This window comes from Streptomyces sp. NPDC005963 (assembly GCF_040638655.1).
Classification (GTDB): Bacteria; Actinomycetota; Actinomycetes; order Streptomycetales; family Streptomycetaceae; genus Streptomyces.
The window spans coordinates 308,523-330,385 of the sequence record NZ_JBEXVD010000001.1 but is presented as its reverse complement, the minus strand read 5'-3'; the positions used below and the strand labels follow the sequence as shown (position 1 = coordinate 330,385).

Annotated in this window: 21 protein-coding genes; 13 read left to right on the top strand and 8 right to left on the bottom strand. The window is 68.6% G+C overall.

Going from position 1 to position 21,863, the window contains the following annotated elements:
- Window positions 1-449: 449 nt before the first annotated feature.
- The 4 genes from ABZ348_RS01360 to ABZ348_RS01345 all read right to left on the bottom strand — a co-directional run bounded on the left by ABZ348_RS01360 (window position 450) and on the right by ABZ348_RS01345 (window position 4,516).
- Complete coding sequence (locus tag ABZ348_RS01360) at window positions 450-917, bottom strand: VOC family protein (protein ID WP_358928110.1); 468 nt, start codon at window positions 915-917, stop codon at window positions 450-452.
- 61 nt (window positions 918-978) lie between these two features.
- A complete protein-coding gene (locus tag ABZ348_RS01355) occupies window positions 979-2,382 on the bottom strand; it encodes an amidohydrolase family protein (protein WP_358928108.1) in 1,404 nt (467 codons plus the stop codon).
- Window positions 2,379-3,467, bottom strand: coding sequence for a class I SAM-dependent methyltransferase (locus ABZ348_RS01350; RefSeq protein WP_358928106.1), 1,089 nt, complete (start codon window positions 3,465-3,467; stop codon window positions 2,379-2,381). The genes ABZ348_RS01355 and ABZ348_RS01350 overlap by 4 nt, the downstream gene beginning before the upstream one ends.
- Window positions 3,464-4,516, bottom strand: a complete 1,053-nt coding sequence (locus ABZ348_RS01345) for a zinc-binding dehydrogenase (protein WP_358928104.1) — start codon at window positions 4,514-4,516, stop codon at window positions 3,464-3,466. The genes ABZ348_RS01350 and ABZ348_RS01345 overlap by 4 nt, the downstream gene beginning before the upstream one ends.
- A 454-nt stretch (window positions 4,517-4,970) precedes the next feature.
- Between ABZ348_RS01345 and ABZ348_RS01340 the strand changes: the two genes are divergently transcribed.
- Genes ABZ348_RS01340 through ABZ348_RS01325 form a run of 4 tightly spaced genes read left to right on the top strand, consistent with a single transcriptional unit; the run spans window position 4,971 to window position 8,189 of the window.
- Window positions 4,971-5,822 (top strand): fumarylacetoacetate hydrolase family protein, encoded by an 852-nt coding sequence (locus ABZ348_RS01340; RefSeq protein ID WP_358928103.1) that lies wholly within the window; start codon window positions 4,971-4,973, stop codon window positions 5,820-5,822.
- A gap of 26 nt (window positions 5,823-5,848) precedes the next feature.
- A complete protein-coding gene (locus ABZ348_RS01335) occupies window positions 5,849-7,003 on the top strand; it encodes an amidohydrolase family protein (RefSeq protein WP_358928101.1) in 1,155 nt (384 codons plus the stop codon).
- Between the two features lie 36 nt (window positions 7,004-7,039).
- A complete protein-coding gene (locus ABZ348_RS01330; protein ID WP_358928099.1) occupies window positions 7,040-7,813 on the top strand; it encodes an aldolase/citrate lyase family protein in 774 nt (257 codons plus the stop codon).
- Between the two features lie 19 nt (window positions 7,814-7,832).
- On the top strand, window positions 7,833-8,189 hold the full coding sequence (locus ABZ348_RS01325; protein ID WP_358928097.1) for a cupin domain-containing protein: 357 nt from the start codon (window positions 7,833-7,835) through the stop codon (window positions 8,187-8,189).
- Between the two features lie 191 nt (window positions 8,190-8,380).
- Here ABZ348_RS01325 and ABZ348_RS01320 read toward each other — a convergent pair whose 3' ends face one another.
- Window positions 8,381-9,166, bottom strand: coding sequence for an IclR family transcriptional regulator (locus ABZ348_RS01320; protein ID WP_358928095.1), 786 nt, complete (start codon window positions 9,164-9,166; stop codon window positions 8,381-8,383).
- 436 nt (window positions 9,167-9,602) lie between these two features.
- Here ABZ348_RS01320 and ABZ348_RS01315 point away from each other — a divergent pair, with 436 nt between their 5' ends.
- The 8 genes from ABZ348_RS01315 to ABZ348_RS01280 all read left to right on the top strand — a co-directional run bounded on the left by ABZ348_RS01315 (window position 9,603) and on the right by ABZ348_RS01280 (window position 17,079).
- Entirely contained in the window at window positions 9,603-10,955 is a 1,353-nt protein-coding gene (locus tag ABZ348_RS01315) for an aromatic ring-hydroxylating dioxygenase subunit alpha (protein ID WP_358928093.1), read from the top strand.
- Entirely contained in the window at window positions 10,952-11,503 is a 552-nt protein-coding gene (locus tag ABZ348_RS01310; protein ID WP_358928091.1) for an aromatic-ring-hydroxylating dioxygenase subunit beta, read from the top strand. The genes ABZ348_RS01315 and ABZ348_RS01310 overlap by 4 nt, the downstream gene beginning before the upstream one ends.
- Window positions 11,504-11,524: 21 nt before the next feature.
- Window positions 11,525-12,736 (top strand): Dabb family protein, encoded by a 1,212-nt coding sequence (locus ABZ348_RS01305; RefSeq protein WP_358928089.1) that lies wholly within the window; start codon window positions 11,525-11,527, stop codon window positions 12,734-12,736.
- The gene (locus ABZ348_RS01300; RefSeq protein ID WP_358928087.1) at window positions 12,733-13,896 is read left to right on the top strand and encodes a hypothetical protein; all 1,164 of its coding nucleotides are present in this window, start codon (window positions 12,733-12,735) and stop codon (window positions 13,894-13,896) included. The genes ABZ348_RS01305 and ABZ348_RS01300 overlap by 4 nt, the downstream gene beginning before the upstream one ends.
- 225 nt (window positions 13,897-14,121) lie before the next feature.
- Window positions 14,122-14,892 carry a CoA transferase subunit A gene (locus tag ABZ348_RS01295; RefSeq protein WP_358928085.1) on the top strand — a complete coding sequence of 257 codons (771 nt, stop codon included), beginning with the start codon at window positions 14,122-14,124 and terminating at the stop codon, window positions 14,890-14,892.
- Entirely contained in the window at window positions 14,892-15,548 is a 657-nt protein-coding gene (locus ABZ348_RS01290) for a CoA transferase subunit B (protein WP_358928084.1), read from the top strand. The genes ABZ348_RS01295 and ABZ348_RS01290 overlap by 1 nt, the downstream gene beginning before the upstream one ends.
- Before the next feature lie 194 nt (window positions 15,549-15,742).
- Window positions 15,743-15,892, top strand: coding sequence for a hypothetical protein (locus ABZ348_RS01285; protein WP_358928082.1), 150 nt, complete (start codon window positions 15,743-15,745; stop codon window positions 15,890-15,892).
- Between the two features lie 68 nt (window positions 15,893-15,960).
- Window positions 15,961-17,079, top strand: a complete 1,119-nt coding sequence (locus tag ABZ348_RS01280; protein ID WP_358928777.1) for a methyltransferase domain-containing protein — start codon at window positions 15,961-15,963, stop codon at window positions 17,077-17,079.
- A gap of 1 nt (window position 17,080) precedes the next feature.
- Here ABZ348_RS01280 and ABZ348_RS01275 read toward each other — a convergent pair whose 3' ends face one another.
- Window positions 17,081-17,722 (bottom strand): SMI1/KNR4 family protein, encoded by a 642-nt coding sequence (locus ABZ348_RS01275; RefSeq protein ID WP_358928081.1) that lies wholly within the window; start codon window positions 17,720-17,722, stop codon window positions 17,081-17,083.
- A gap of 548 nt (window positions 17,723-18,270) precedes the next feature.
- On the opposite strand from ABZ348_RS01275, the gene ABZ348_RS01270 reads away from it, so the two are divergent.
- Window positions 18,271-19,599, top strand: a complete 1,329-nt coding sequence (locus tag ABZ348_RS01270) for a helix-turn-helix domain-containing protein (RefSeq protein ID WP_358928079.1) — start codon at window positions 18,271-18,273, stop codon at window positions 19,597-19,599.
- A gap of 74 nt (window positions 19,600-19,673) precedes the next feature.
- Here the strand turns inward: ABZ348_RS01270 and ABZ348_RS01265 are convergent, their stop codons facing one another.
- Complete coding sequence (locus tag ABZ348_RS01265) at window positions 19,674-20,348, bottom strand: alpha/beta fold hydrolase (protein WP_358928077.1); 675 nt, start codon at window positions 20,346-20,348, stop codon at window positions 19,674-19,676.
- Window positions 20,349-20,699: 351 nt separating this feature from the next.
- Entirely contained in the window at window positions 20,700-21,857 is a 1,158-nt protein-coding gene (locus ABZ348_RS01260; RefSeq protein WP_358928075.1) for an acyl-CoA dehydrogenase family protein, read from the bottom strand.
- Window positions 21,858-21,863: the final 6 nt, after the last annotated feature.

The window sequence follows — 21,863 nt, the reverse complement described above, 5'->3', positions numbered from 1 at the left end:
ACGGGGTGATGGCCGCGCGCCCCCGGATGCCAACCGGGGGTGAGCTGCGGCGGGGTTCGTCGACGGCATCGACGCCGTCAGTACGGCGGGATGCCTCCAGCTTGCCGTTCTCGACGGCTCGGGTCGGAGTGCAGTGGCACGATCAGTCGTCGATCGCCCCGTCCGCACTGCCGTCCTCGGGATGGTGCTGTGCACGAGCGGGATCGTCTGCGTGCCGGTGTGTCTTCGCGCGTGCCGGTGTGTTGATGGCTCCCGACACGTCCGCGCGCGGTCACGTGCGTGGTGACGGGTGTGTCACCGGCAGGCTCTCGACCGACCCGATCGCCGCCACCAGGCCGTCGGCCACGCCGATCCCGGGCGCGACGGCGACGTTCTGACGGCTGCCATCCGTGGTGACGACGTCACCGCCGAGTGGGCGGATCGGTCGAGGAGCGTGCGGTCGGCTCTGCTCAGCCCCAGAGGTCCTGGATGGTCGAGAACACCTTCTGGTTGTGGGAGAACTCGATTGTGTTGCCGTCGGGGTCGTTCACGGCGCAGATGTACCCGATGTGGGCGGCCATCTCCATCGGCTCCCACCGCAGGTTGCCGGTCTCGCGCGCCTTGGCGGCGACGGTGTCGACGTCCTCGCGGTTGGGCAGTTCGATGCCGATGTGTGCGAACGGCGCCAGCGTCGTGACCTTCTCTCCCGGCTGGATGCCGAAGCGCGCCCCGACCTCGGGGATGAACTCGGCCAGGACCAGGACCAACGGCGAGTCGACCTGGCCCTTGTTCGACAGCCAGGCGCCGCGCCCGTTGCTGTCGGTGTTCTTGGTGACCAGGACCAACGGGGTGATGCGCTCGTAGAACTCGATCGATCGGTCCAGGTCGCTGACCGGCAGGGCGACGTGGGTCCAGCGGGGTTCGGTCAGTTCTGCCATGGTTCGGCTCTCCTCATTCGTTCGTTTCGTGCTTGCCCGGCCGCGGCGCGCGGCCGTGCGGTCAGACGGTCGGCCACTTGGCCCGGTCGGGCAGACCGGAGCGGGCCACGATGCCTTCGCCGGCGGTCTGGGCGCGGCGCAGCAGGTCGTCCTCGTCGATGGTCGTGCAGCGGTAGTTGTCGACGACGCGCTGTCCGTCGACGAACACGGTGTGCACGCCCCGACCGTCGGCGGACCACACGAGCTGGTTGGCAACGTTGTGCAGCGGACGCCACTCCGGCCGGTTGGTGTCGTGCAGGACCAGGTCGGCCTTCTTGCCGGTCTCGACCGACCCGATCTCGTGCTCGGCCTGGAGTGCGCGGGCGCCGTTGCGGGTGGCCATCGCGAACGCGTCCTCGGCCGGGAAGATCGTGGCGTCACGTCGGGCGTCCTTGAACAGACCGGCGACCAGATAGGTCGCGCGCATCAGATCGTGGTAGTTCGAGGCGTTGTTGCCGTCGGTGCCGATCGCCACGTTCACTCCGGCGGCGACCATCTCGGGGAACTTGCCGATCTGGGTCACGCCGTAGGACACCTTGAGTGCCGTGGTCGGGCAGTGCGAAATGCTCGTTCCGGTCCTGGCGAGACGAGCGATCTCGTCGTCGTCGACATGGACGGCGTGGGTCAGGGTCACGTTCCGCCCCAGCACGCCGATCTCGTCGAGGTGCACCATCGGCCGTTGTCCGAACGCGGCGAGGAACCCCTCGGGATCCATCGCCGCCGGTGACATATGAGCGCTAAACCCGGTTCCGCACTCGACCGACAGACCCTTCGCGGCCCGCCACAGCTCGTCACTGCAACAGGTGTGGCCGATGATGATCGGCCACGCTTGGATGCGTCCGTCCGCCACGGAGGCGTACTTGTCCATCGTGTCGTTCAGACGTGAGATCGCCTGCGCGGTGGACATGCGCAGCACCTCCGGCTCCGGCACGAGATCCCACGCCCATGGGCCGACGCGGGCCCGGATGCCGATCTCGTCGAGTGCCTCGACGACCGGGTCGATGAACCGGATCGTGCCGGCTTCGAGGAACGCCGTCGTGCCGCTCTTGAGCATCTCCAGTGCGGCGAGTTGGGCCGAGATGTGCTCGTCTTCCTCGGTGTAGTGCGTGTGGATCGGTGTGAGCCACTCGAAGACGTTCTCCAGGAACGGGGTGTCGTCCGGGACGAAACCCCGCGTGAGCGGTTCACCGGTGATGTGGACGTGTGTGTTGATCAGCCCCGGAGTGACGACGAACCGCTCGCCCGCGATGACGTTGTCGCTGTGCCACTGGGCGGTCACGTCGGCGGTCTTGCCGACGGCCACGATCAGGTCGTCCCGGATGGCGACCGCACCATCGCTGATCACGCGACGGGAGTCGTCCATGGTCACGACGAGGGTGTTGACGATCAGGGTGTCGGCGGGTGCCGTGGAGTTCGACGGATTCACGAGGTGGCCTCCGGGGTGCGGGAACGGATGAGGCGGACGTGCTGACGCGGAATCGGCTCGAACGAGTCGACCAGCTCCGCGCCGGCCGCTTCGGCCCACGCGTGCAGATCCGCGACGGTGACACCGAGCCCCGCTGTCGAGGCCAGCATCGTCAGTGACAGAAGCAGTTCGTGGCGCGCGGCGGTGCACACGGCGTTGCGGTCTTCGTCGCCGTCGTGCCGGGGCCGCGCCGGATCGGGGCGCGGATAGTCGACGACCACGACGACCCCGTTCGCACCGGCCAGTTCGACCGCGCGGGCGAGCAGCTGACGTGCCCGCTCGGCCGGCTCGGCCCGCAGCACATGGGCCAGGATGACGACGTCGGCCGTGGAGACCGGGAGCGGGACCTCAAGGTAGTCGCCTGCAACGCCGATCAACCGGTCACCCAGGCCCAGGTCCACGGCCGCCTGCTCGGCGATCGGCAGCACGTTCGGCAGGTCGACCGCGATCGCCGTGCCGTTCGGCCGGCTGCGCAGCAGCGCGGTCGTCCATGCTCCCGAGCCACAGCCGAGGTCGACGATCGTCGGCTGCTCGGGCCACCAGCCGCGGCGCTCCAGCTCGGCGGCAACAGCCGTTGCCACACCGGCCTGAGTGGGGCCTGTCGCGCGCACGAGTGCCGGGTACAGTCCGGCCAGTTCGGCGGTGACGGCGGGGGCGGGTGCGCCGGTGCGAATGGTCTCGGCCAGGCCGGGCCAGGCCGCCGGCGGCCCGGGCGAGTACCGCACGAGTGTGGCCATCGAGGCGGGCGCCGTCGACACCAGGAACCGTTCGGCCGCGGGCGTGAGCAGGAATCGGTCCTCGGCGGCGCTGAGCAGGTCGAGCGCGACGAGGGTCTCGGCCAGCACGGTCACTTGACCCGGTTCCGTCGCGCCGATCGCGGCAGCGAGTTGCCCGGCGTCCAGTCCGGTCCCGGAATCGACGTCCTTCGCGAGGGCGTCGAACAGGCCGAGATCGAGCGCGGTCGAGAGCGCCCAGTAGGACGTGAATCCGTTGATCACGTCCCACACCGGCGCCGGACTGACCGGGGTGGTGGGCGCCGTACTCATGGGCGCAGCACGATCTTGCCGGTAGCCCGTCGCGACTCCATGCGTTCCTGCGCCGCCGCGGTGTCCTTGAGCGCGAACTCGCTGTCGATCGGAGTGCGGAAGGTCGAGGCCCAGTAGGCGTCGAGCATCGCGGCGAACTCACGGCGGTCGTACGGGTCCGAGCCCAGCAGTTGGAGCCCGAAGTGGTAGGCGTACACGAGGTCGAACTCGGCCCGGTTGCCGGTGGTGTTGCCGAAGAAGACCAGTCGCCCACGGGACGCGAGGCTGTAGACGCCGGTGTTCCAGGTGGCCGGGCCGACGTGGTCGAGGACGAGGTCGACGCCCCGTCCGCTGGTGAATTCGCGGGCCGCCGCCACGACGTCGCCGGTCGTCGAGTTGACCACGACGTCGGCGCCCAGGCCGTGTGCGTACTCGACCTTCTCGTCCGTGCTGACGGTGGTGATCACACGGGCACCGCTGGCCTTGGCCAGCTGGATCAGTGCGGTGCTGACACCGCTGCCGGCCGCGTGGATCAGCACCGTCTCGCCGAGGCGGACCTTGCCGATCTCGATGAGTGCGTGCCAGGCCGTCATCCAGATCGTCGGCACGACGGCCGCGTCCATCAGGTCGACCTCGTCTGGCACATGGTGGACATTGGCCGCCGGGACGAGCACGTACTCGGCATAGCCGCCCGCCAGGGTGGCGCCGATGACACCCGCGGTCGCGCATCTGCCGTCCGCTCCGATGACGCAGTTCTCGCAGCGATCGCACGGCACGGCGGGATTCACAACGACACGTGCGCCTTCGGCGAGCACGGTTCCCCCGGCCGTCCGGCCGTTGCCCGTGGGGCCGACCGCGGCGATGGTGCCCGCGACGTCCATGCCGGCCACGTGCGGTAGGGCGAAGCCCGGGATCAGGCCGGGGCCGCGTCGCTGGAGGACGTCGAGGTGGTTGAGACCACAGGCTTCGACCCGGACGAGCACCTCGTCCGGCCCCGGTTCCGGCACCGGTACGTCGACGACCTCGAGCACTTCGGGGCCGCCGTGGGTTCGATGGAGTACAACCTTCATGCGAGAGACCTCCGCTGGCTGTGGGACTTCGGTCACCGGCCAGTTCGTTGCACGCCTGGTCGGCATGCAACGGTCTCCTGAGCGCCTGGGCGCTCCTCCGATCGGTTTGTTGCCCACCGACCGGATCGGCCCGAACGTATTGGCGTCCCTCGACGGTTGTCAATGAGTCGTACGCAATGGGATTGAACTCGACGATCCGGTGTGGAGTTGGGTTTTCCGCCCAAGGTGTGTTCTACGGGTGATCGTCTTCTGCGTGTACGCGGTGCTCGCCCGTTCACCGTCGCCTGTGTTCCTCTCCCGCTTCGTACGAACTGCGCTTCGGCAGCTCGATTCTGGCGCTCCGAAATGCCTTCCCACCCCCGCCCGGAAGGTGCGTCCGCGTGCCTCCAGCTCGGATTTGCGTATCGCTTGACATGATGCCGTCTCGCATTGAAAGATGCCTGCCATGCAAGTAGTGACGACACAGGCCGGCCTGGGCCGGATCGAGGACGGGTCTGTCGCCCTCCTGGACACTGCTTTTCCGCACGTCGGCGCGGTCCTCGAACGAGAGGGATCGCTCCAGTGCCTGAAATCCTGCGCTGTCCTCCGCCGCATTCCGCTCGACGAGGCCACGCTCCTGGCGCCGCTGGGCCGCCCCCGCGCGGTGTGGGGCGTCGGGCTCAACTACCGGTCGAAGGCGGCTCGCGCCGGCCGGGGACTGCCCGAGCAACCGATCCTCTATCTGGCCGCCTCGTCCGCGGTGTCGGCACCCGGTGCGCACGTGGTGCTTCCGCAGTCCGCGACCGAACCCGACTACGAAGGGGAGATCGCGGTCGTCGTCGGGCGCAGGCTGTACCGGGCGACCGAGTCCGAGGTCTGGCCCGCGATCGCCGGGATCACCGCCGCCAACGACATGACGGCGCGGGATGTCATGCGCGCCACGGGCACCCCGGCCCTCGCCAAGAGCTACCCGGGATTCACACCGCTCGGCCCGTCGCTCCGTACCGCCGACGACCTCGCCGACCGCGACGCGATCCGGGTACGGACCCACGTCAACGGTGAGCTCCTCCAGGACGACACGAGCGCCGGGATGATCTTCCCCATCCCCGATCTGCTCAGCAGACTGTCGTGGTTCGCCGCGCTCGAACCCGGCGATGTCATCCTCACCGGAACCCCGGCCGGCACCGGCCAGGACCGCGCGTGCTTCCTCGCCGACGGCGACGAGGTACGAGTCGAGGTGGACGGTGTGCTGCCCCTCGTCACCCGCATGGTGCGCCCTTCGGATGCCGCACCGCGCGACCACCGGCTGACCGAACCGGTCAGCTGACCTCCCCTCACCCAGGAGTCACACCGATGTCCAACTCCTCCGCGCCGTCCTACGACCTCGTACTCGCCGGCGGCACCGTCATCGACCCGGCATCGGCCACGAACGCCCGGCTCGACGTGGCGGTCACCGGTGACCGCATCGCCGCGATCGGCGAGGGTCTGGCGGCGAACGCGGCCCGCACGATCGACGTCACCGGCTCCACCGTGCTACCGGGTCTCGTCGAGGGCCACACCCACATATTCCAGTACGTCTCCGCCGTCGGCGCCCCTGCCGAGGAAGCCCATCTGCGCCGCGGTGTGGTCGCCGCAGCGGACGCCGGCACGGCCGGCGCCTCGACGTTCGCAGCCTTCCGCAAGCTGGTGGTCGAGCCGAACCCGCTGCGCATCGTCAACTTCCTCAATGTCTCGGTGCTCGGCCTGATCGACTTCCGGTTCGGCGAGCTGTTGAACCCCGACACCCTGGTCCCCGAGGACGCACTCGCGACCGCCGAGGCCCACCCCGACATCGTGCGCGGCTTCAAGATCCGTCTCTCCGAGGACGTCGTCGGCGAGAACTGGGAGTCGTTGCTGAAGAAGTCCGTTTCGCTGGCCGAACAGGCCCGTCTGCCGCTGATGCTGCACATCGGCGAGACCTCGGAGCCGTTGCCCGTCGTCCTGGACTACCTGCGCCCCGGCGACATCGTGGCCCACTGCTACACCGGCAAGCCGCACGGGATCCTCGACGGCGACCGCGTACAGCCCGCCGTTGCCGCTGCCCGTGAGCGCGGTGTGCTGTTCGACTCCGCGCACGGCAAGAGCAACCTCAGCTTCGAGGTGGCGCGCCGGGCGATCGCCGACGGATTCCTGCCCGACATCCTCAGCTCCGACACCAGCGCGCGCAACTGGCGCGGCCCGGTGTTCGACCTGCTCACCAGCATCTCCAAGCTGGTCGCGCTGGGCGCGCCCCTGGAGGAGTGCATTCGGCGGGCCACCGTCGCACCGGCACAACTGCTCGGCCTCGACTCCGAGGGCTACGGGCGCCTGGAGGTCGGTGGACGGGCCGATGTCACGGTCGTCACCGAGACCGAAGAGGTCACACTGCCCGATGCCGCGGGCAACACGATCGTCGCACCGCGCCTGGAGCCGACCGTGGTGCTGCACGGTGGCGCCGAGGTCGACATCGTGCCGTGGCGGGGACTGTAGTCGACGTCCGCACACCAGCACCCACGGGAGGAACCGATGAGCGTCGGTGACGTCCATCTACTGCGGCGCCGACTGCGGGCGGCTCTGACGGCGGGGAAGCCCGCCGTCGGAACGTTCGTCAAACTGCCATCGCCCGACGTGGTGGAGTTGGCCGCGGCAGCCGGGTTCGAGTTCGTCGTCGTCGACCTCGAACACTCCACCCTCACCGAGCGGAACGCCGTCGACCTGGTGCGCCATGCGGACGTCTGCGGCCTGCCGGCCCTCGTCCGGGTGCCCGATGTGGACGCCGCCGCCATCAACCGGCTCCTGGAAGCCGGGGCGGCCGGAATCCAGCTTTCCATGCTCACCCGCGTCAACCAGGCGAAGGCACTCGCGGCGGCCACCCGGTTCGCTCCGGCCGGTCGTCGGTCGGTGAGCCTGGCCAACAGGGCCGCCCGGTTCGGTGCGGCCCCGCTGGCCGGGTTCCTCCGTGCCGAGCAGGACGATCCGCCGCTGCTCGTGGGCCAGATCGAGACGGCGCGGACCGACCCCCTGCCGGAACTGATCGCTGCTCTCGACGTGTGTTTCATCGGCAGCACGGACCTCGCGGTCGACCTGGGTCTGCCGGTGGATCCGGCCGTGCTGAGCGCAGCGGTGGAGCGGGTGGGGGACGCTGCCCGATCCGCAGGGGTGGCATTCGGCGGCTGGGCGCCGAACCGGGGCGCCGCGACTGGTCTGGGCCTCGGCGACTGCGGGTATCTCGTCGTCGGTTCGGACCTGCAGATGTTGGCGGCCGGCCTGCGGGCGGCCGCCGGAGAGGGAAACCAGTGAGCACCGGAGAGGGAAAGCAGTGAGCACACGCAACGCAGCGCTCTTCAACACCGTCGTCAACTGGGACGACCTACCGGTGACCCAGGTGCGGCCGGGGGTCCGTCGCCGTGTCTACGCGACGGACGAGGTCATGATCTGCCATCACGAGCTGGAGGTGGGCATGACGCTCAACCCGCACCGGCACGAGGACTTCGACCAACTGGTGCACATCGCCGAGGGCCGTGCGAACTACTACGTGGACGGCGTTGCGCACGATATGTCCGCCGGAGCGTTCCTCCTGGTTCCCCGCGGCAGCGAGCACTACGTGGAGCCGACGGAGGCCCCCTGCGTGAACATCGACTTCTTCGTGCCACCGCGGGCCGACCTGCTTCCCTGAGCTGCTGACGGCCCGCTGCGGTGTGCCGCTCCGCTGGTGCAGGAGCTCCGCGCCTCTTGGTCGTACGTCGTCCGCCCCCCCACGGCCCGTGGGGGGCGGACGACGTGTGCCCGCCCCGTGATGACGAGTGGTGCGCGACGGAAGGGCCCACCGTTTTCGCGGTGGGCCCGGCCACTGCCGACGTAAGCGGGTCAGCTTCCGTCTGAGGTTCCCAGCCGCTGCGACAACGCGCGGGCCGTCTCCAACAGTGCCTGTGCCATCGGCGACTTGACGTCGTCAGGGACGGTCGCCGTCGTGCCGACGATCGCGAGCGTCCCGCTGATCTTCTCCCCCTCGAAGATCGGTGCCGCGATGGTGCGCACCCCGTTGACCGTGGGGGAGTTGACCGAAAGACCGTGCTGTCGGATGGCGTCGAGCTCCTCGGTGAGCTCGGTCGACCTGCGGACCGAACGGGGCAGCGCCGGTACCTGTTCCGGGGGCAGGAGGGCGAGGAAAACGCGTCCCTGTGCCGAGGACGTGAGGTTCAGGCGCGAGCCGACCCGGACGCTGATGCGCACCATGTGGTCGGTGTTGTCCACCGAGCGCACCACGGTCGCGGACTCGCCGTCCCAGACGGACAGCACGATCGTCTCGTCGATCTGGCGGACCAGATCCTCCATGTACGGCTCGGCAGCGGCGACGATCGGCAGGCCGGCCCGTGCAGCCGCGGCGAGCGTGAGCACCTGGGGTCCGAGGGAGTACAGCGAGGTGCGCTCGTCGTACCGCAGCAGGTTCGCCGCCCGCAGTGCCTTCGTGTAGCGGTGCGCGGTCGCCTTGCTCGCCCCGAGGCGCGCGGTGATCTCGTTGAGGCTCATGTGCGGCTTGCCGACCGTGAACGAGCCGAGGATCAGCGCTGCACGCTGCACCGTTTGGATGGTCGGGGCGGTCCTTTCGGGACCGTCCTGCTCGCCGGTGCCGCGCTGCACCTTCGTCGTCATGGATACCACGCTCCTGTCCATGCTCAGTCAAGTTGGTAGGGACATCAAATGAAACGCTGTCTTGTGTAACGCAATGGTAAGGGTGGTTGGAGCGTGCTCAGGCGCTCGTTCGACGCAGGCCGCGACGGTGAACGGAAGCCGGACGGTCGGCAGTCGTGGAAGGTTCTCGTCCGTTGTGCCGTCGCTGTCCGCGATGTCGAGGAGGCTCGCGCGAAGGCGGGTGGCGCACGCTCGTCGCCCTTCAAGCGCTTGCGCAGTATGCGAGACGGTGTATTTCAATGTGGAACAGGATGATGTCCGGGTGCACCCCGTATGTCAATCAGGTGGGCGAATGCTTGACACCGTCGAGTGAGCTGGGGGACGCTCATGCGACATACGAGATGGCGTCTCACGCAGCGCGCCACTCGGGTCGGGACTTGTGAGAGGCAAACTCCCCATGGGAAGCAATCACCGGACCGCTCCAGCACCGATGATCGTCGAGGACTGGGACCAACTCACCTTCCGGGTCAACCGCGAGGCATACCGCAGCGCGGAGATCTTCAGCCGGGAGCGTGGCTGGGTGTGGATGCACACCTGGCTCTACCTCGGGCACGAGACCGAGATACCCAACCCCAACGACTTCAAGGTCCGCACTCTGGGCGGTCGACCACTGATCTTCTGTCGGGACAGCGCCGGCGAGGTGCACGCGTTCCTCAACTCCTGTCCACACCGCGGCACCGTGTTGTGCCGCGAGAACGAGGGCTCCGCCAGGCTGTTCCAGTGCTTCTACCACGCCTGGACCTTCCGCAACAACGGTGAGGTCGCCGCGATCCCCGACGCCGGCGCGTACGAGTCGAGCGATGAGTTCCGCTCCACGATGGGGTTGCGGAGCGTGGCGCGCCTGGAGATCCACGAGGGTTTCGTCTTCGTCTCCTTCGACCCCGACGTTCCGCCCCTGCTGGAACACCTCGGCGACGCCGCCGACTACATGACGATGATCGAGCAGCAGCACGTCGGCGGCATGACCACACTGCCCGGTACTCAGCTCTACGGAGTACGGGGCAACTGGAAGCTCGCCGTCGAGAACGCGATGGACGGGTACCACTTCTCACCGACGCACAACACGTTCGTGGGATATCTGCGGGAGAGCGGCTACGCCGTCACCGATGACAACCAGTACGCGTACAACCTCGGCAACGGCCATGGCCTGCTGGTTCTGACCGGTCACGGCGGACGGATCAGCATGATCTGGGAACCCCGCTTCGGCGAGGACGAACGCGTCCGCACCGACGCCCACCGAGCCGAGATGACAGAACGACTCGGCGAGGAGCGGGCCCACCACGTGGCGGACGAGAGCCACATCCTGTTCGTGTTCCCGAACCTGCTGCTGTTCGACATCGAGGGCCTGTCGATCCGGCAACTGGAACCCGTGGCGCCCGACCAGACCGACGTGCGCGCGTGGCAGCTCGTGCCGCGTGTCGAGGACCCGGACACGCGCGCCCTGCGCATGAAGACTGTCGTCAGCTTCGTCGGCCCGGGCGGACTCGCCACACCGGACGACATCGAGGCGTACGAGGCGGTCCAGCGCGGCATCCAGGCCACGGCGGGCACCGGTCTGCCCGAGCTGGACTTCAGCGATATGTCGCGCGGTATGGCCGACGAGGTCAAGGGTGTGCAGGGCAGGTCCATCGACGAAGGTGCGATGCGGGGCTTCTGGCGGCACTGGGTCGAAGCCATCGGGGTCGATGACGGCATCGAAATCAACGGCGAGCGCCCGGCGTCCTTCCTGGCGGGGAGGGACGTGCGATGACCACGATCCACAACAGCGGTTCCGTGTGGTGTGCGGGGCGCACCATCACCCGGCAGGAGATCGAGGACTTCCTCTACGCCGAGGCCGACATCCTTGACCGTTGGGACTACGACGGTTGGCTGGCCCTCTTCGAGCCCGGTGCCCGCTACGAGGTCCCGACCACCGACTATCGGCCCGGCTGGTCGTTGCACGAGACCGGATCGTTCGTCGACGACGACTGGAACCTGCTGCTCGCCCGGGTCAAGCGGCTGAAGTCCCGCAAAGCCCACGCCGAGAACCCGCACTCGCGCACGCACCGCCTGGTGTCCAACGTACGACTGTCCGAGAACGCTGCGGACGCCATGGATACCGAACACACCGAGGACTCCTTCCGGGTGGCGGCCTCCTTCGTGGTGCACCGCGCCCGCGACGGACGCTTCGACGCCTACGTCGGTTGGTACGAGCATGTACTGGTACCGACCGACGACGGCCTCCGCTTCCGGTTGCGGCGCTCCATCCTCGGCCATGAGTCGCTGGCGGCAGGCGCCCGACTCAGCTTCATCCTCTAGCCGGCGACGGATGGTGACCCGATGATCAGACACACCCTGTCCTTTCGTTTCGCCGACGGAGTCGACCCGGCAGCGCGCGCGTCCGTCCTGGCCGAGCTGCGCACCTTCCCCGACCGGTACCCGACCATGCGCGGCTTTGTCCTCGGCGAGAACATCAGCACCCGCGACCAGACGTTCGCCCACACGATGGCCGTCGACTTCGACGATCAGGACGACCTGCTCGCCTATCTCAGTAGCGAGTCCCACGAGCACTTCGTGCGCACGCGCTGGCGACCGGTCATCGCCCAGCAGGCCATCACCTCGTTCGAGTTCACCGAGCGCGCTTCGCTCACGGCAGGAAGGACACCGCCGGTGAGCACCCGCCCGCACGGCCCGTACGGCATGGAGTACGCCCGGATCGAAGTTCCGGACATGGAGGCCACGATTGACTTCCTCCAGTACCACGTCGGGCTTCAGCTGGAACAGCGCACGGACGAGTACGCCTATCTGCGCGCCGACATCGAGCACCACGCGATCGAGCTGATCCATGCGCCCGAGCGCACGGACGGGTGGACGACCGCGGTCGGCTACAGCGTGGCGAGCGAGGAGGTCCTCGAACAACTGCACAAGCGCGTTCTCGATGCAGGACTGGAGGTCCTCGAACTCCAGGAGCGGCAGAAGGCGCTATGTGACAACGGCTTCGGCGTGAAGGATCCCAACGGCCTCGTCGTCGAACTGTTCACCGAGTTCCAGGAGTACGCCGAGCCTCCGACCATCGAGATCCGGCCGCTCGACCTGGTGCACCCCTTCATCGCCACCGCGAAGTTCGACGAGACGATTGACTTCTACCAGAACGTCCTGAAGTTCCTGCCGTCGGACCACGTCGTCGGCTCGACCACGTTCTTCCGCTGTGAGGACCGCTACCACCACAGCCTCGCGATACAGAAGAACACGGAGCATTACGTCGCACACCTGTGCTTCGCGATGAAGAGCCTCGACCACGTCATGCGGATGCGCGCCCGGGCGCTCTACAAGGGCGCCCCGATCGCCTCCGACATCGTCAACCACTCGGCTTCGACGTCGATCGCGTTCTACATGCACGACACGCGCTTCGGCCCGCGGTACGAGCTGTGCGACTCGCACCGGGTCTTCACCCCGGAGGAGCATGAGACCCACCGGCCCCGCAGGATGCCGGCCGACCCGCGCAACATCGATGTGTGGCGTCCGGCTTCCGACGACTGGGGACGCTTTTGAGAGAGCAACTGCTGGACGTTCTGCGGTTGCTCGACACCACCCCGGCCCCGCGCGGGGCGGAGCGGACGGCGGCCCACCGGCTGCGCAAGTGGTGCGCGGACCGGTGGCCGCACATCGAGTGGCAGGTGTTGGAGCACGGTCCCGCGGGTGGCAGCCTGGCTGCTGCGCACGGGGCCGGGCCCCTGCTCTACTCCCACCTGGACACGTCGCTGGACGAGGACGGCGTGGGCATCCGGCTCGTCACCGGTAATGCCGCGCCGGTCAGCCGGCTCGGTGTGGCGGGCGATGCAGTGTCCGGCTTCGGTCTCGGGGTCGGCCGAGGGCCGGCCGCTGCCGCGCTGGTCGCCTTCGCCGAAGCCGGCTCCGGGCGGCTGCTTCTCGCCGGCTCCGGGACGCACCGCCGCGCCAGTGGGATCACCGGGCTGGAGGCGTACGCCGACGCCTATCCGCTGCCGCGGTCCGCGATCGTGGCCAAGTGCAGCCCGCCCACCCTGTTGTGGCACGAGCCGGGCTCGTTCTATCTGACCGTCCGGGTGACCGGCCGCTCGGGAATCGCGATGCTGCCGGAGTCGGCCACGCCAGCCGGGGGAGTCCTCGCTTCGGCCGGTGTCGTCCTGGACGAGTTGGCCCGTTGGCGCACGGACTATCTGGCCGCCGACCCACGGGTCGGGCAGACCGGCCGTGCCTGCGGCATCGGTGCGCTCGGCGGAGGTTGGCCGGACAAGCCGGATCTGCTGCCGGCCCAGTTGCAGATCGATATGTACGTCGTTGCCGGAGACCCGGTGGAGCCGAAGGCGTTGGCGGTCGAATTGGCCGACCGGCTGCGGGCGCGGTGCGCGCATTCGGCGTTGCGGAACTGCACGGTCGAGGTGGAGGCCGAGGCGGGGGCGACGGCCGCGGCCACGCCTGCCGACGCCCCGGTGGTGACCGCGGCCCGGGCGGCCTGGCTCGACGAGTTCGGTGCGCAGCCGCCGCCGATCACGGGTTGGACGGGGTCGACCGACGGTGTCGTGCTGCGTGCCCGTGGCGTCGACACCGTACGCCTCGGGCCGCAGATGAAGCCGGCAGCCGACGATCCGCGGTGCGACGAACTGTCGTTGGCACAGCTGGCCGCCTACGCGCGCATCTATCGCCGACTGTTGGGAGAGCTGCCGGCGTAAGCCGGAGGTTGTGGAGGCCCCGTGAACGCGCCGGTGCGCAACGACCCATCCGGCACGGTCCCGAGTGCCGTGCAGAGGATCGAACACTCGGTCGCCATCATCGGTTCCAACCCTCCGTTCCAACCCACGGTTCCACCCCTCGGTCCGAACGATCGTGGACTTGAGTTCACCAACGAACAACCTCAGTCAAGGGCGCTGGCGCCCTGAAGGGAAGTGTGCGGGCGGATGGACAAGGTGATCGCCTCAGTGGCCGAGGCGGTGTCGGACATCCCTGACGGGGCGTCCCTCGCAGTCGGCGGCTTCGGGCTCTGTGGAGTGCCGGGGGTTTTGATCCAGGCGCTTTACGAGGCCGGCATCACGGGACTGGACGTGGTCTCGAACAACTGCGGAGCATTGGACTCCGGGCTCGCCGTGCTGCTCTCGGCGGGGCGGATATCCCGGGTCACCGGCAGCTACATCGGTGGCAACAAGGAGTTCGCCCGCCAGTACCTGGGCGGCGAGATCGAGTTGGAGTTGATCCCCCAGGGCACGCTGGCCGAGCGGCTGCGCGCCGGCGGCTGCGGCATACCCGCCTTCTACACGCCCGCCGGGGTCGGCACCCAGGTCGCCGACGGCGGACTGCCCTGGCGGTACGACGGACAGGGCGGCGTCGCCGTGGTCTCACCGGCCAAGGAGGTGCGCGAGTTCGACGGCGCCGAATTCATCCTGGAACACGGGATTACCACGGACTTCGCCCTCGTGCGGGCGGCGAAGGGCGACCGGCACGGCAATCTGGTCTTCAACAAGTCCGCCCGCAACTTCAACCCCCTGGCGGCCATGGCGGGTCGCGTCACGATCGCCGAGGTGGAGGAACTGGTCGAACCAGGCGGGATCGACCCCGACGACGTCCATCTGCCGGGCATCTTCGTCCAGCGCGTGGTTGCCCTCAGCCCCGCACAGGCCACGGACAAGAAGATCGAGAACGTCACGGTGACGCCCAGGGAGGTGCGGGTCTGATGGCTTGGACACGGGACGAGATGGCCGCCCGCGCGGCCCGCGAACTACAGGACGGCGAGTACGTCAACCTCGGCATCGGGCTGCCGACACTGATCCCCAACCATCTGCCCGAGGGCGTCCACGTCGTGTTGGAGTCGGAGAACGGCATCCTCGGCACCGGGCGTTTCCCGGACGAGGACGCGGTCGACCCGGACCTGATCAACGCCGGAAAGGAGACCGTCACCGTCCTGCCCGGCTCGGCGTTCTTCGACTCGGCGCTGTCGTTCGGCATGATCCGCGGCGGTCACATCGACACGGCCGTGCTCGGTGCCATGCAGGTCTCCGAGCGGGGCGATCTCGCCAACTGGGCGATCCCGGGCAAGATGGTGACCGGGATCGGCGGAGCCATGGACCTCGTGCACGGTGCCCGTCGGGTGATCGTCACCATGACCCACACCGCCAAGGACGGCACCCCGAAGATCGTGGGCGCATGTGACCTGCCGCTCACCGGGAAGGGCTGCGTGGACCGGATCATCACCGACCTCGGCGTCCTCGACGTCACTGATGAGGGCTTGGTCCTCGTCGAGACCGCGCCCGGTGTCACCGTCGATGAGATCACCGAGAGGACGGCCGCGAAGGTGCTCGTCCCCGACGACCTGCCCCTTCGCGAGGCGTAAGGACGACACCGTGAGGCGTGGGGACGACTTCCGTACCCCGGTCGGGAAGTAGGGAGAGTACGGGGCCGTCGCGGGGGCGCGAGCGGTCGCGGTACGGGCATCTGCCGGTGCGCCGAGAGTGCTTCCGAGCGCTCTCGCCACCGCGGATGCCCGTCCGTAGAGTGCCTGTCGACATCTGGCGACGGGGGAGCAGTATGAGGACCGACGTGATCGTGGCGAGTGGCGAGGACCCGGGCGGCGCTGGTGGGGGAGACGGGCACCCCGGGCAACCCTGGACCCCGCCGCAGGACCCACCCAGCCCGGACGGGTCCACGCCCGACGGAGACGGCAAGCACAAGAAGTGACGTCCATCGGACAAGACGTGCGACCGGGGCGGGTCGAACTGTGCCGTCTGCTGCACGAGTCCGGCGTGATGACCCCGGAGTGGGCCGGGGCCTTTGACGCCGTCGACCGCGCCCTGTTCCTCCCGGACGTGATGTGGCCGTTCGACATGGCGACGCAGACGGGCAGCACCTGCGACCGCACCGTCGACGCGTCCCCGTGGTACGCGGCAGCGGACGCCGACGTCCCGATCACTACGCAGTGGGACGACGGGCACCACACCGGAACCGACCCCGGTCGGGTTCCCACGTCATCGGCGTCGATGCCCAGTGTCGTCATGGCCATGCTCGCCGAACTCGACGTCCACGATGGACACCGCGTCCTGGAGATCGGTACCGGCACCGGTTGGAATGCAGCCCTCCTTGCCCACCGACTCGGGGACACCCTCGTCACCACCGTCGAGATCGACGATGCCGTTGCGGTGGCAGCCCGTAGCGCGCTGGCCCGGAGTGGACTCCACCCCACCGTGATCACCGGTGACGGCCTCCGAGGGCACCCCTCAGGGGCGCCCTACGACCGGATCATCGCCACCGCTGGTCTACGTACCGTCCCCTACCGTTGGGTGGAACAGACCCGACCTGGTGGCCTGATCGTCACCCCGTGGGGAACGCACTTCAGCAACGCCGATCACATCGTGCGGCTCACCGTCTCCCGGGACGGAACCACTGCCGTGGGTCTGCTCGGCGACCCCGTCGAGTTCATGAAGGTGAGGACCCAACGCCGACGCGTCGACCAAGCCGCCTATCTCCCGGCCGAGTTCCCCGGCGATGCCACCATCCGCACCACCACGCTCACCTCCCGTTCCACCGGACTCGACGACCCATCGCGGCACCCGTTCATGACCGCGGCCCGACTCCTCGTACCCGAGTGCGCCTACCTCGGGGATCGGCGCGGCGCGAGTCGCAGCGCATGGCTCTACGGGCTGACCGACCGCTCCTGGGCGGCGGCCGTCCTCCACGACGGAAAGCCGATCTCAACCGTCTATCAGAGCGGGCCGAGACTGCTCTGGGACGAACTGGAGGCAGCCCACCGCTGGTGGACCGGCGCCGGTGAACCGACACCCGGACGCTTTGGACTCACCGTTGACAGTCGGGGCGAACACATCTGGCTCGACACTCCGGACCACCACGTCCTTCCGCTCGATCGTTGATCTACGCACGCACCTCCCATGCGATGCACGTCCTGCCGGCGGAGTGCTCGAACGCGGTGGGCCAATAGGAGAGGAACGGAGCCTCCGTTTCGAGAGCGTTCGTCACGGCCCCGACGAACTCGGTCAGACTTGAGCCCCAGAGCGTGCCCTCCAGATCACCGGACCCGATACCCATCTCAAACACATGCCCGTACGTGGCTCCGGGACGATGGTCGACAAATGCGACGCCTCCGTCGTTGGGAAGAGCGAACGGCACGCACTGGTGCAGATGACCGGAGAGCTCCTCTTCGTCCCACAGCTCGGCCTCGGCGTTGTCCTCCCCGACTTCCACGAGGATCTGGTGGATCGAAGCGATCGCTGCGGTGGAGCTGAGCCGGTGCCCCAGCGGCAGCATGCCGCCGGCCGGAAACACTCCGGACCCGGGCCCGTCGTCCGGCTCGGGCTCGGCAACGCCGTTCCGCAGCTCCAGCAACCGCCTGAGCTCGGGATGGAGGGTGAAGCCCACATGCCCCTCCAACTCCGCTATCTCCAGAGCTGTTGCCGGTGGTCGCAGCGCGGCGTGATCCGCAGGCGAATGACGGGCGAGCCATGTCTCCAGGCGATCCCACGCCCGATCGAATGCAGCAAGATCCAAGGAAGTCATGAGCCGAGGCTAGTCCGTGGGTCTGACAGCGGCACGGTTTGCCGAGCGAACTGCAACACCCTTAGACCCGCCTCACGTATCCACACTTCAGGGAACGGCCCGGACATCAGGTCCGGGATGAACGGAAGTTATGGCCGATACCTCGCCGGGTTTCATACGGTGGCCCAGGACGCCGAGGACCCGCCCTCACACCCCCGGCCATCGCCGCCGCCCACCACATCTCCCTGCGCACCGCGCCTTCGAGTCATCCGGAACGACGGTGTCGGCCCATATCCGCGAAGCGCGCCTCCTGCGCGCCCGCCGGGCTCCGATGCCTAGGGCAACAGCAGCTCAACGGTGCCGCGTCGGCTCGCTCGGAGACGAGCGACCACGGCCGTTGGTGAGGGCGCGGGACAGTCGGTGCGGACGATGCGGACGGTGCGAAGCGACTCCGGCAGGAGTCTGGTGCGTTGCGCGTCCTCGGGGAACAATGCGCACATCCGACGAGACCCGTCCCGCTCGGAAATGCGCCACCAGCACATCGACGTCATGCATGCGCGGGAGGTTCGATGACCTCGGTTCCCCACCCACGATCGGGCCCGACCGGACGAGCCCGAACCACCCCGCCGCTGCCCGACTCCATCGACGTACAGGACCCCGCTCTGGCGGTCCCGGCCCCGCCACCCGTGCTCGTGCACGCCGCTGATCTGGTACGGGGCCGGCTGGCGCCCCTGGTGGATCGTGCACTGGCGCGCGTGCGTGCGGAAGTGGCCCACTACGGCGATCCGTTGTCGGCTCCCACTGACCTCTGGGAATCGGCCTACCTTTCGTTGGAGACGGCCGTCGGGTCACTCGCCTCGCCCGACCGCTTCGCCGAATCGGGCGAGCACGCATGGGCCCTGGCGGCACGGCGGGCCCGCCAGGGGGTGCCGTTGCTCGCCCTGGTGCAGGGGTACCGCATCGGTTCGACCGTACTGTGGGACCGCCTCGTGGAGGCGGTAGTGCACGAGGTGCCCGGCACGTCCGGTGCGATGGCGCACGCCGCGAGCGACTACTGGCGTTACGTGGGCCGGGACACGGCCCTGCTCACCGAGTCGCACCGCCGGACCACGGCGGAGCTGACGTCCGGCAACGAGCGGGCGATGCTGCCGGTTCTGAAGACGTTGCTGCGCGGGCAGTTGGATCCCATGGACGTGTCGGCGGCGGCCATCGCCCTCGATCTGCCGCTTGTCGGCCGGTACGCAGTCGTGCGTTCCAAGGGCCCGAAGAGTCCCGTTGCGATGGAGCCGGTACGCCACGACGTGGACGGCTTCCGGTTGTACCGGTGCCCCTATCGGGACGGGCACGCGGCTGTCGTTCCGCTGGAGGACCGACCGGTCACGGAGCTGGCCCGCGCACTGACCCTTCCCCCGGGGACGCGTGCGGGGATCGGACCGGCCGTCGAGGGCCTCGCGCAGTTGGGTCGGGCACGGGAATCGGCCGAGCTGGCGCTCGGCATGTGCGGTGTGGACGAGGGTCCCGCGCTGCTGGACGACCATCTGTCGGCCGCACTGATGCTGGCCCGTCCCGATTTGGCGGCCCAGTACGCGGACACCGTGCTGAGCCCGGTGTTGGGTCTGCCGCCCAACGAGAGTAGATCGCTCCTGGAGACGCTGGAGACCTGGCTGAGCTGTCATGGCTCCACCGACCGTGCGAGCGAGCAGCTCTTCTGTCACCGGAACACCGTGCTGAACAGGTTGCACCGCTTGGAGAAGCTCACGGGGAAGCGCCTGGACCGGCCACGGGACCTGGTCGACCTGACCCTTGCCGTCGATGCCCGCCGTCTCACGGGTCCGAAGGAGGCAGTGCGGCGTCGGTCCGGAAGCCGCAGGCAAGGCCCCGGAGCCGGCCCTGAGTGACGGGACGGTAGAAGGCAACTCGGGCCGGACCCCGCCTTGGACGAGGGCCGGCCCGACAGGTGTTGGGTGCGGGATCAGGCGACGGCACTCATGGTGCGGTCGATCACATGGGGAGCGAAGATGAGGGTGATATGGCCGACACAACCCGCGTACCAGTTGGTTGCGCCCTCAAGGGTCGCGTAGTAGTCCGGGTTCACCGCTTCGTCGCACGAGGACCAGACGGTGGTGTAGTCGACCGCGCCGGGCGTGGGGTCACCGCCGTTGAGCGCATCGAGGAAGTCGCTGCCGGGCCAGGCCTCCCGACAGGAATCCAGCAGACAGGTCAGTGCGCCGTAGGTGCCTCGGTTGACCCCGCCGATCGACACCCAGTCGTCCACCTGGGCGGTGCCGCCGAGGAACTTGATGTACCAGCGCGAGTTGAGCGCGCCCAGGGAGTGGCCGACGACATCCACCTTGGTCGCGCCCGTCCGGGCCTTGAGCGCATTGACCTCGTCCCTGATCTCGACCGCGATGGATTCGCTGGACCGCGCTGAGTCGTAGGACATCGCGTGCAACCGGTCGCGCGACCAGCCGGCTTCCACGAACTCGGCGATCATGGTGTTCCAGTTGTGTCCGGCGCCGCCGAGGCCATGCACGAAGAGGACCGGGTCCCGGGTGTCGGCCCGGGCCGTCGGCGCGGTCGGGATCATCAGGGCCACGGCGACGGCGAGTGCCGCACCTGATCTGATCAAGAGGCGTACGAGTCGCAAGGCTGCTCCTCAGCTGGTTGGGGTGAGGCCGCGGAGACATGCCGCCGGGCGGGTCCGCGTTCCAGGAGTGTGGAGGCCGCCTGCGGTGCGGTCGAGACCCGTGACCGTTCGGCGTTGGCCGTGCGTTGCATCGTGGAGCGGAACACAACGAGTGCCCGGCGTCGACTGGCGGCGCACACAGTGCGGCGAGGGCCCGCCAGTCGTCGGCACGCTCGTGCGCTACGTCATGAGGAGCAGTGCGGCGGACGGGAGCCGGCCCTCGACGGTGAGGGTACGGGCCTCACGTCGACCGCCCGGACTTGTCGGACCGGCCCTTCGCGTCCACATCCTCAGGGCATCCTCAGGGCCCGGTCACAGCCCCATGTCCTTGGCGATGATCGTCTTCATCACCTCGCTGGTACCGCCGTAGATGCGGTTGACACGGATGTCGGCGTACATGCGGGCGATGGGGTACTCCAGGATGTAGCCGTAGCCGCCGTGCAGTTGCAGGCACTTGTCGATGACCCGGCCCGCGACCTCGGTGCCGTGGAGCTTGACGCGGGCCGCATCGGCGGGAGTGAGGTCACCGGTCTCCTCCAGGGTGAGGGCCTGGTCGCACAGCGCTGTTGCAGCGGTGACATCGGTCTCGCACGCGGCGAGGACGAACTTGGTGTTCTGGAAGGCACCGACGGGCTTGCCGAAGACGGTGCGCTGGCGGACGTACTCCTGGGTGAAGGCGACGGCGGCCCGGGCGCGGGCGACGGCCTCGACGCCGATGGCGAGCCGTTCGCGGGTGAGGTTCTGGCCCAGGTAGGAGAAGCCCTGGCCCTCTTCGCCGAGCAGGTTGGCGACCGGGACCTTGACGTCGGTGAACGAGAGCTCGCTGGTGTCCGAGGAGCGCAGGCCGATCTTTTCGAGTTTGCGGCCGTACTCGAAGCCCTCGCTGTCGGTGGGGACGACGAGCAGGCTGAGGCCCTGACGACGGTTCTCCGTGGTCGCGGCGGAGGTACGGGCGGCGACCACGCACAGTTCGGAGTTGCGGGCGCCGGTGATAAAGGTCTTGGCGCCGTTGAGCACGTAGTGGGTGCCGTCATCGGAGAGCGTCGCGGTGGTGCGGATCCCGGCCAGGTCCGAGCCGGTGCCCGGCTCCGTCATCGCCACGCACAACATGATGTCCCCGGAGGCGATCCCGGGCAGCCAGCGCTTCTTCTGCTCCTCGTTCGCGAGGTTCAGCAGATAGGGCAGCACGATGCTGGTGCTCACACCGAAGTGGCCGAGCATGACTCCGGCGCGGGCGCACTCCTCGTTGAGGACGGCCTGGTACTTGTAACTCGTCTCGCCCGGGCCGCCGTACTGCTCCGGGATGCCGAAGCCCATGATCCCGAGGGCACCGAGCTTGCGGAACAGATCACGTGGCGGCAGGCCCGCTTCCTCCCAGGCGTCGAAGTGGGGGACCACCTCATTGCCGATGAAGTCCCGGATCATCGTCCGGAAGGCTTCGTGGTCCTCGTTGAAGACGGAGCGCTTCATGGGTGT

Excerpts from the sequence above, each read along its gene's own strand:
- ABZ348_RS01320 (WP_358928095.1), bottom strand. The coding sequence starts at position 9,166 with ATGACGACGAAGGTGCAGCGCGGCACCGGCGAGCAGGACGGTCCCGAA.
- ABZ348_RS01350 (WP_358928106.1), bottom strand. The coding sequence starts at position 3,467 with ATGAGTACGGCGCCCACCACCCCGGTCAGTCCGGCGCCGGTGTGGGAC.
- ABZ348_RS01280 (WP_358928777.1), top strand. The coding sequence starts at position 15,961 with ATGACCCCGGAGTGGGCCGGGGCCTTTGACGCCGTCGACCGCGCCCTG.
- ABZ348_RS01315 (WP_358928093.1), top strand. The coding sequence starts at position 9,603 with ATGGGAAGCAATCACCGGACCGCTCCAGCACCGATGATCGTCGAGGAC.
- ABZ348_RS01275 (WP_358928081.1), bottom strand. The coding sequence starts at position 17,722 with ATGACTTCCTTGGATCTTGCTGCATTCGATCGGGCGTGGGATCGCCTG.
- ABZ348_RS01285 (WP_358928082.1), top strand. The coding sequence starts at position 15,743 with ATGAGGACCGACGTGATCGTGGCGAGTGGCGAGGACCCGGGCGGCGCT.
- ABZ348_RS01260 (WP_358928075.1), bottom strand. The coding sequence starts at position 21,857 with ATGAAGCGCTCCGTCTTCAACGAGGACCACGAAGCCTTCCGGACGATG.
- ABZ348_RS01305 (WP_358928089.1), top strand. The coding sequence starts at position 11,525 with ATGATCAGACACACCCTGTCCTTTCGTTTCGCCGACGGAGTCGACCCG.
- ABZ348_RS01330 (WP_358928099.1), top strand. The coding sequence starts at position 7,040 with ATGAGCGTCGGTGACGTCCATCTACTGCGGCGCCGACTGCGGGCGGCT.
- ABZ348_RS01345 (WP_358928104.1), bottom strand. The coding sequence starts at position 4,516 with ATGAAGGTTGTACTCCATCGAACCCACGGCGGCCCCGAAGTGCTCGAG.
- ABZ348_RS01290 (WP_358928084.1), top strand. The coding sequence starts at position 14,892 with ATGGCTTGGACACGGGACGAGATGGCCGCCCGCGCGGCCCGCGAACTA.
- ABZ348_RS01270 (WP_358928079.1), top strand. The coding sequence starts at position 18,271 with ATGACCTCGGTTCCCCACCCACGATCGGGCCCGACCGGACGAGCCCGA.
- ABZ348_RS01360 (WP_358928110.1), bottom strand. The coding sequence starts at position 917 with ATGGCAGAACTGACCGAACCCCGCTGGACCCACGTCGCCCTGCCGGTC.
- ABZ348_RS01310 (WP_358928091.1), top strand. The coding sequence starts at position 10,952 with ATGACCACGATCCACAACAGCGGTTCCGTGTGGTGTGCGGGGCGCACC.
- ABZ348_RS01335 (WP_358928101.1), top strand. The coding sequence starts at position 5,849 with ATGTCCAACTCCTCCGCGCCGTCCTACGACCTCGTACTCGCCGGCGGC.
- ABZ348_RS01295 (WP_358928085.1), top strand. The coding sequence starts at position 14,122 with ATGGACAAGGTGATCGCCTCAGTGGCCGAGGCGGTGTCGGACATCCCT.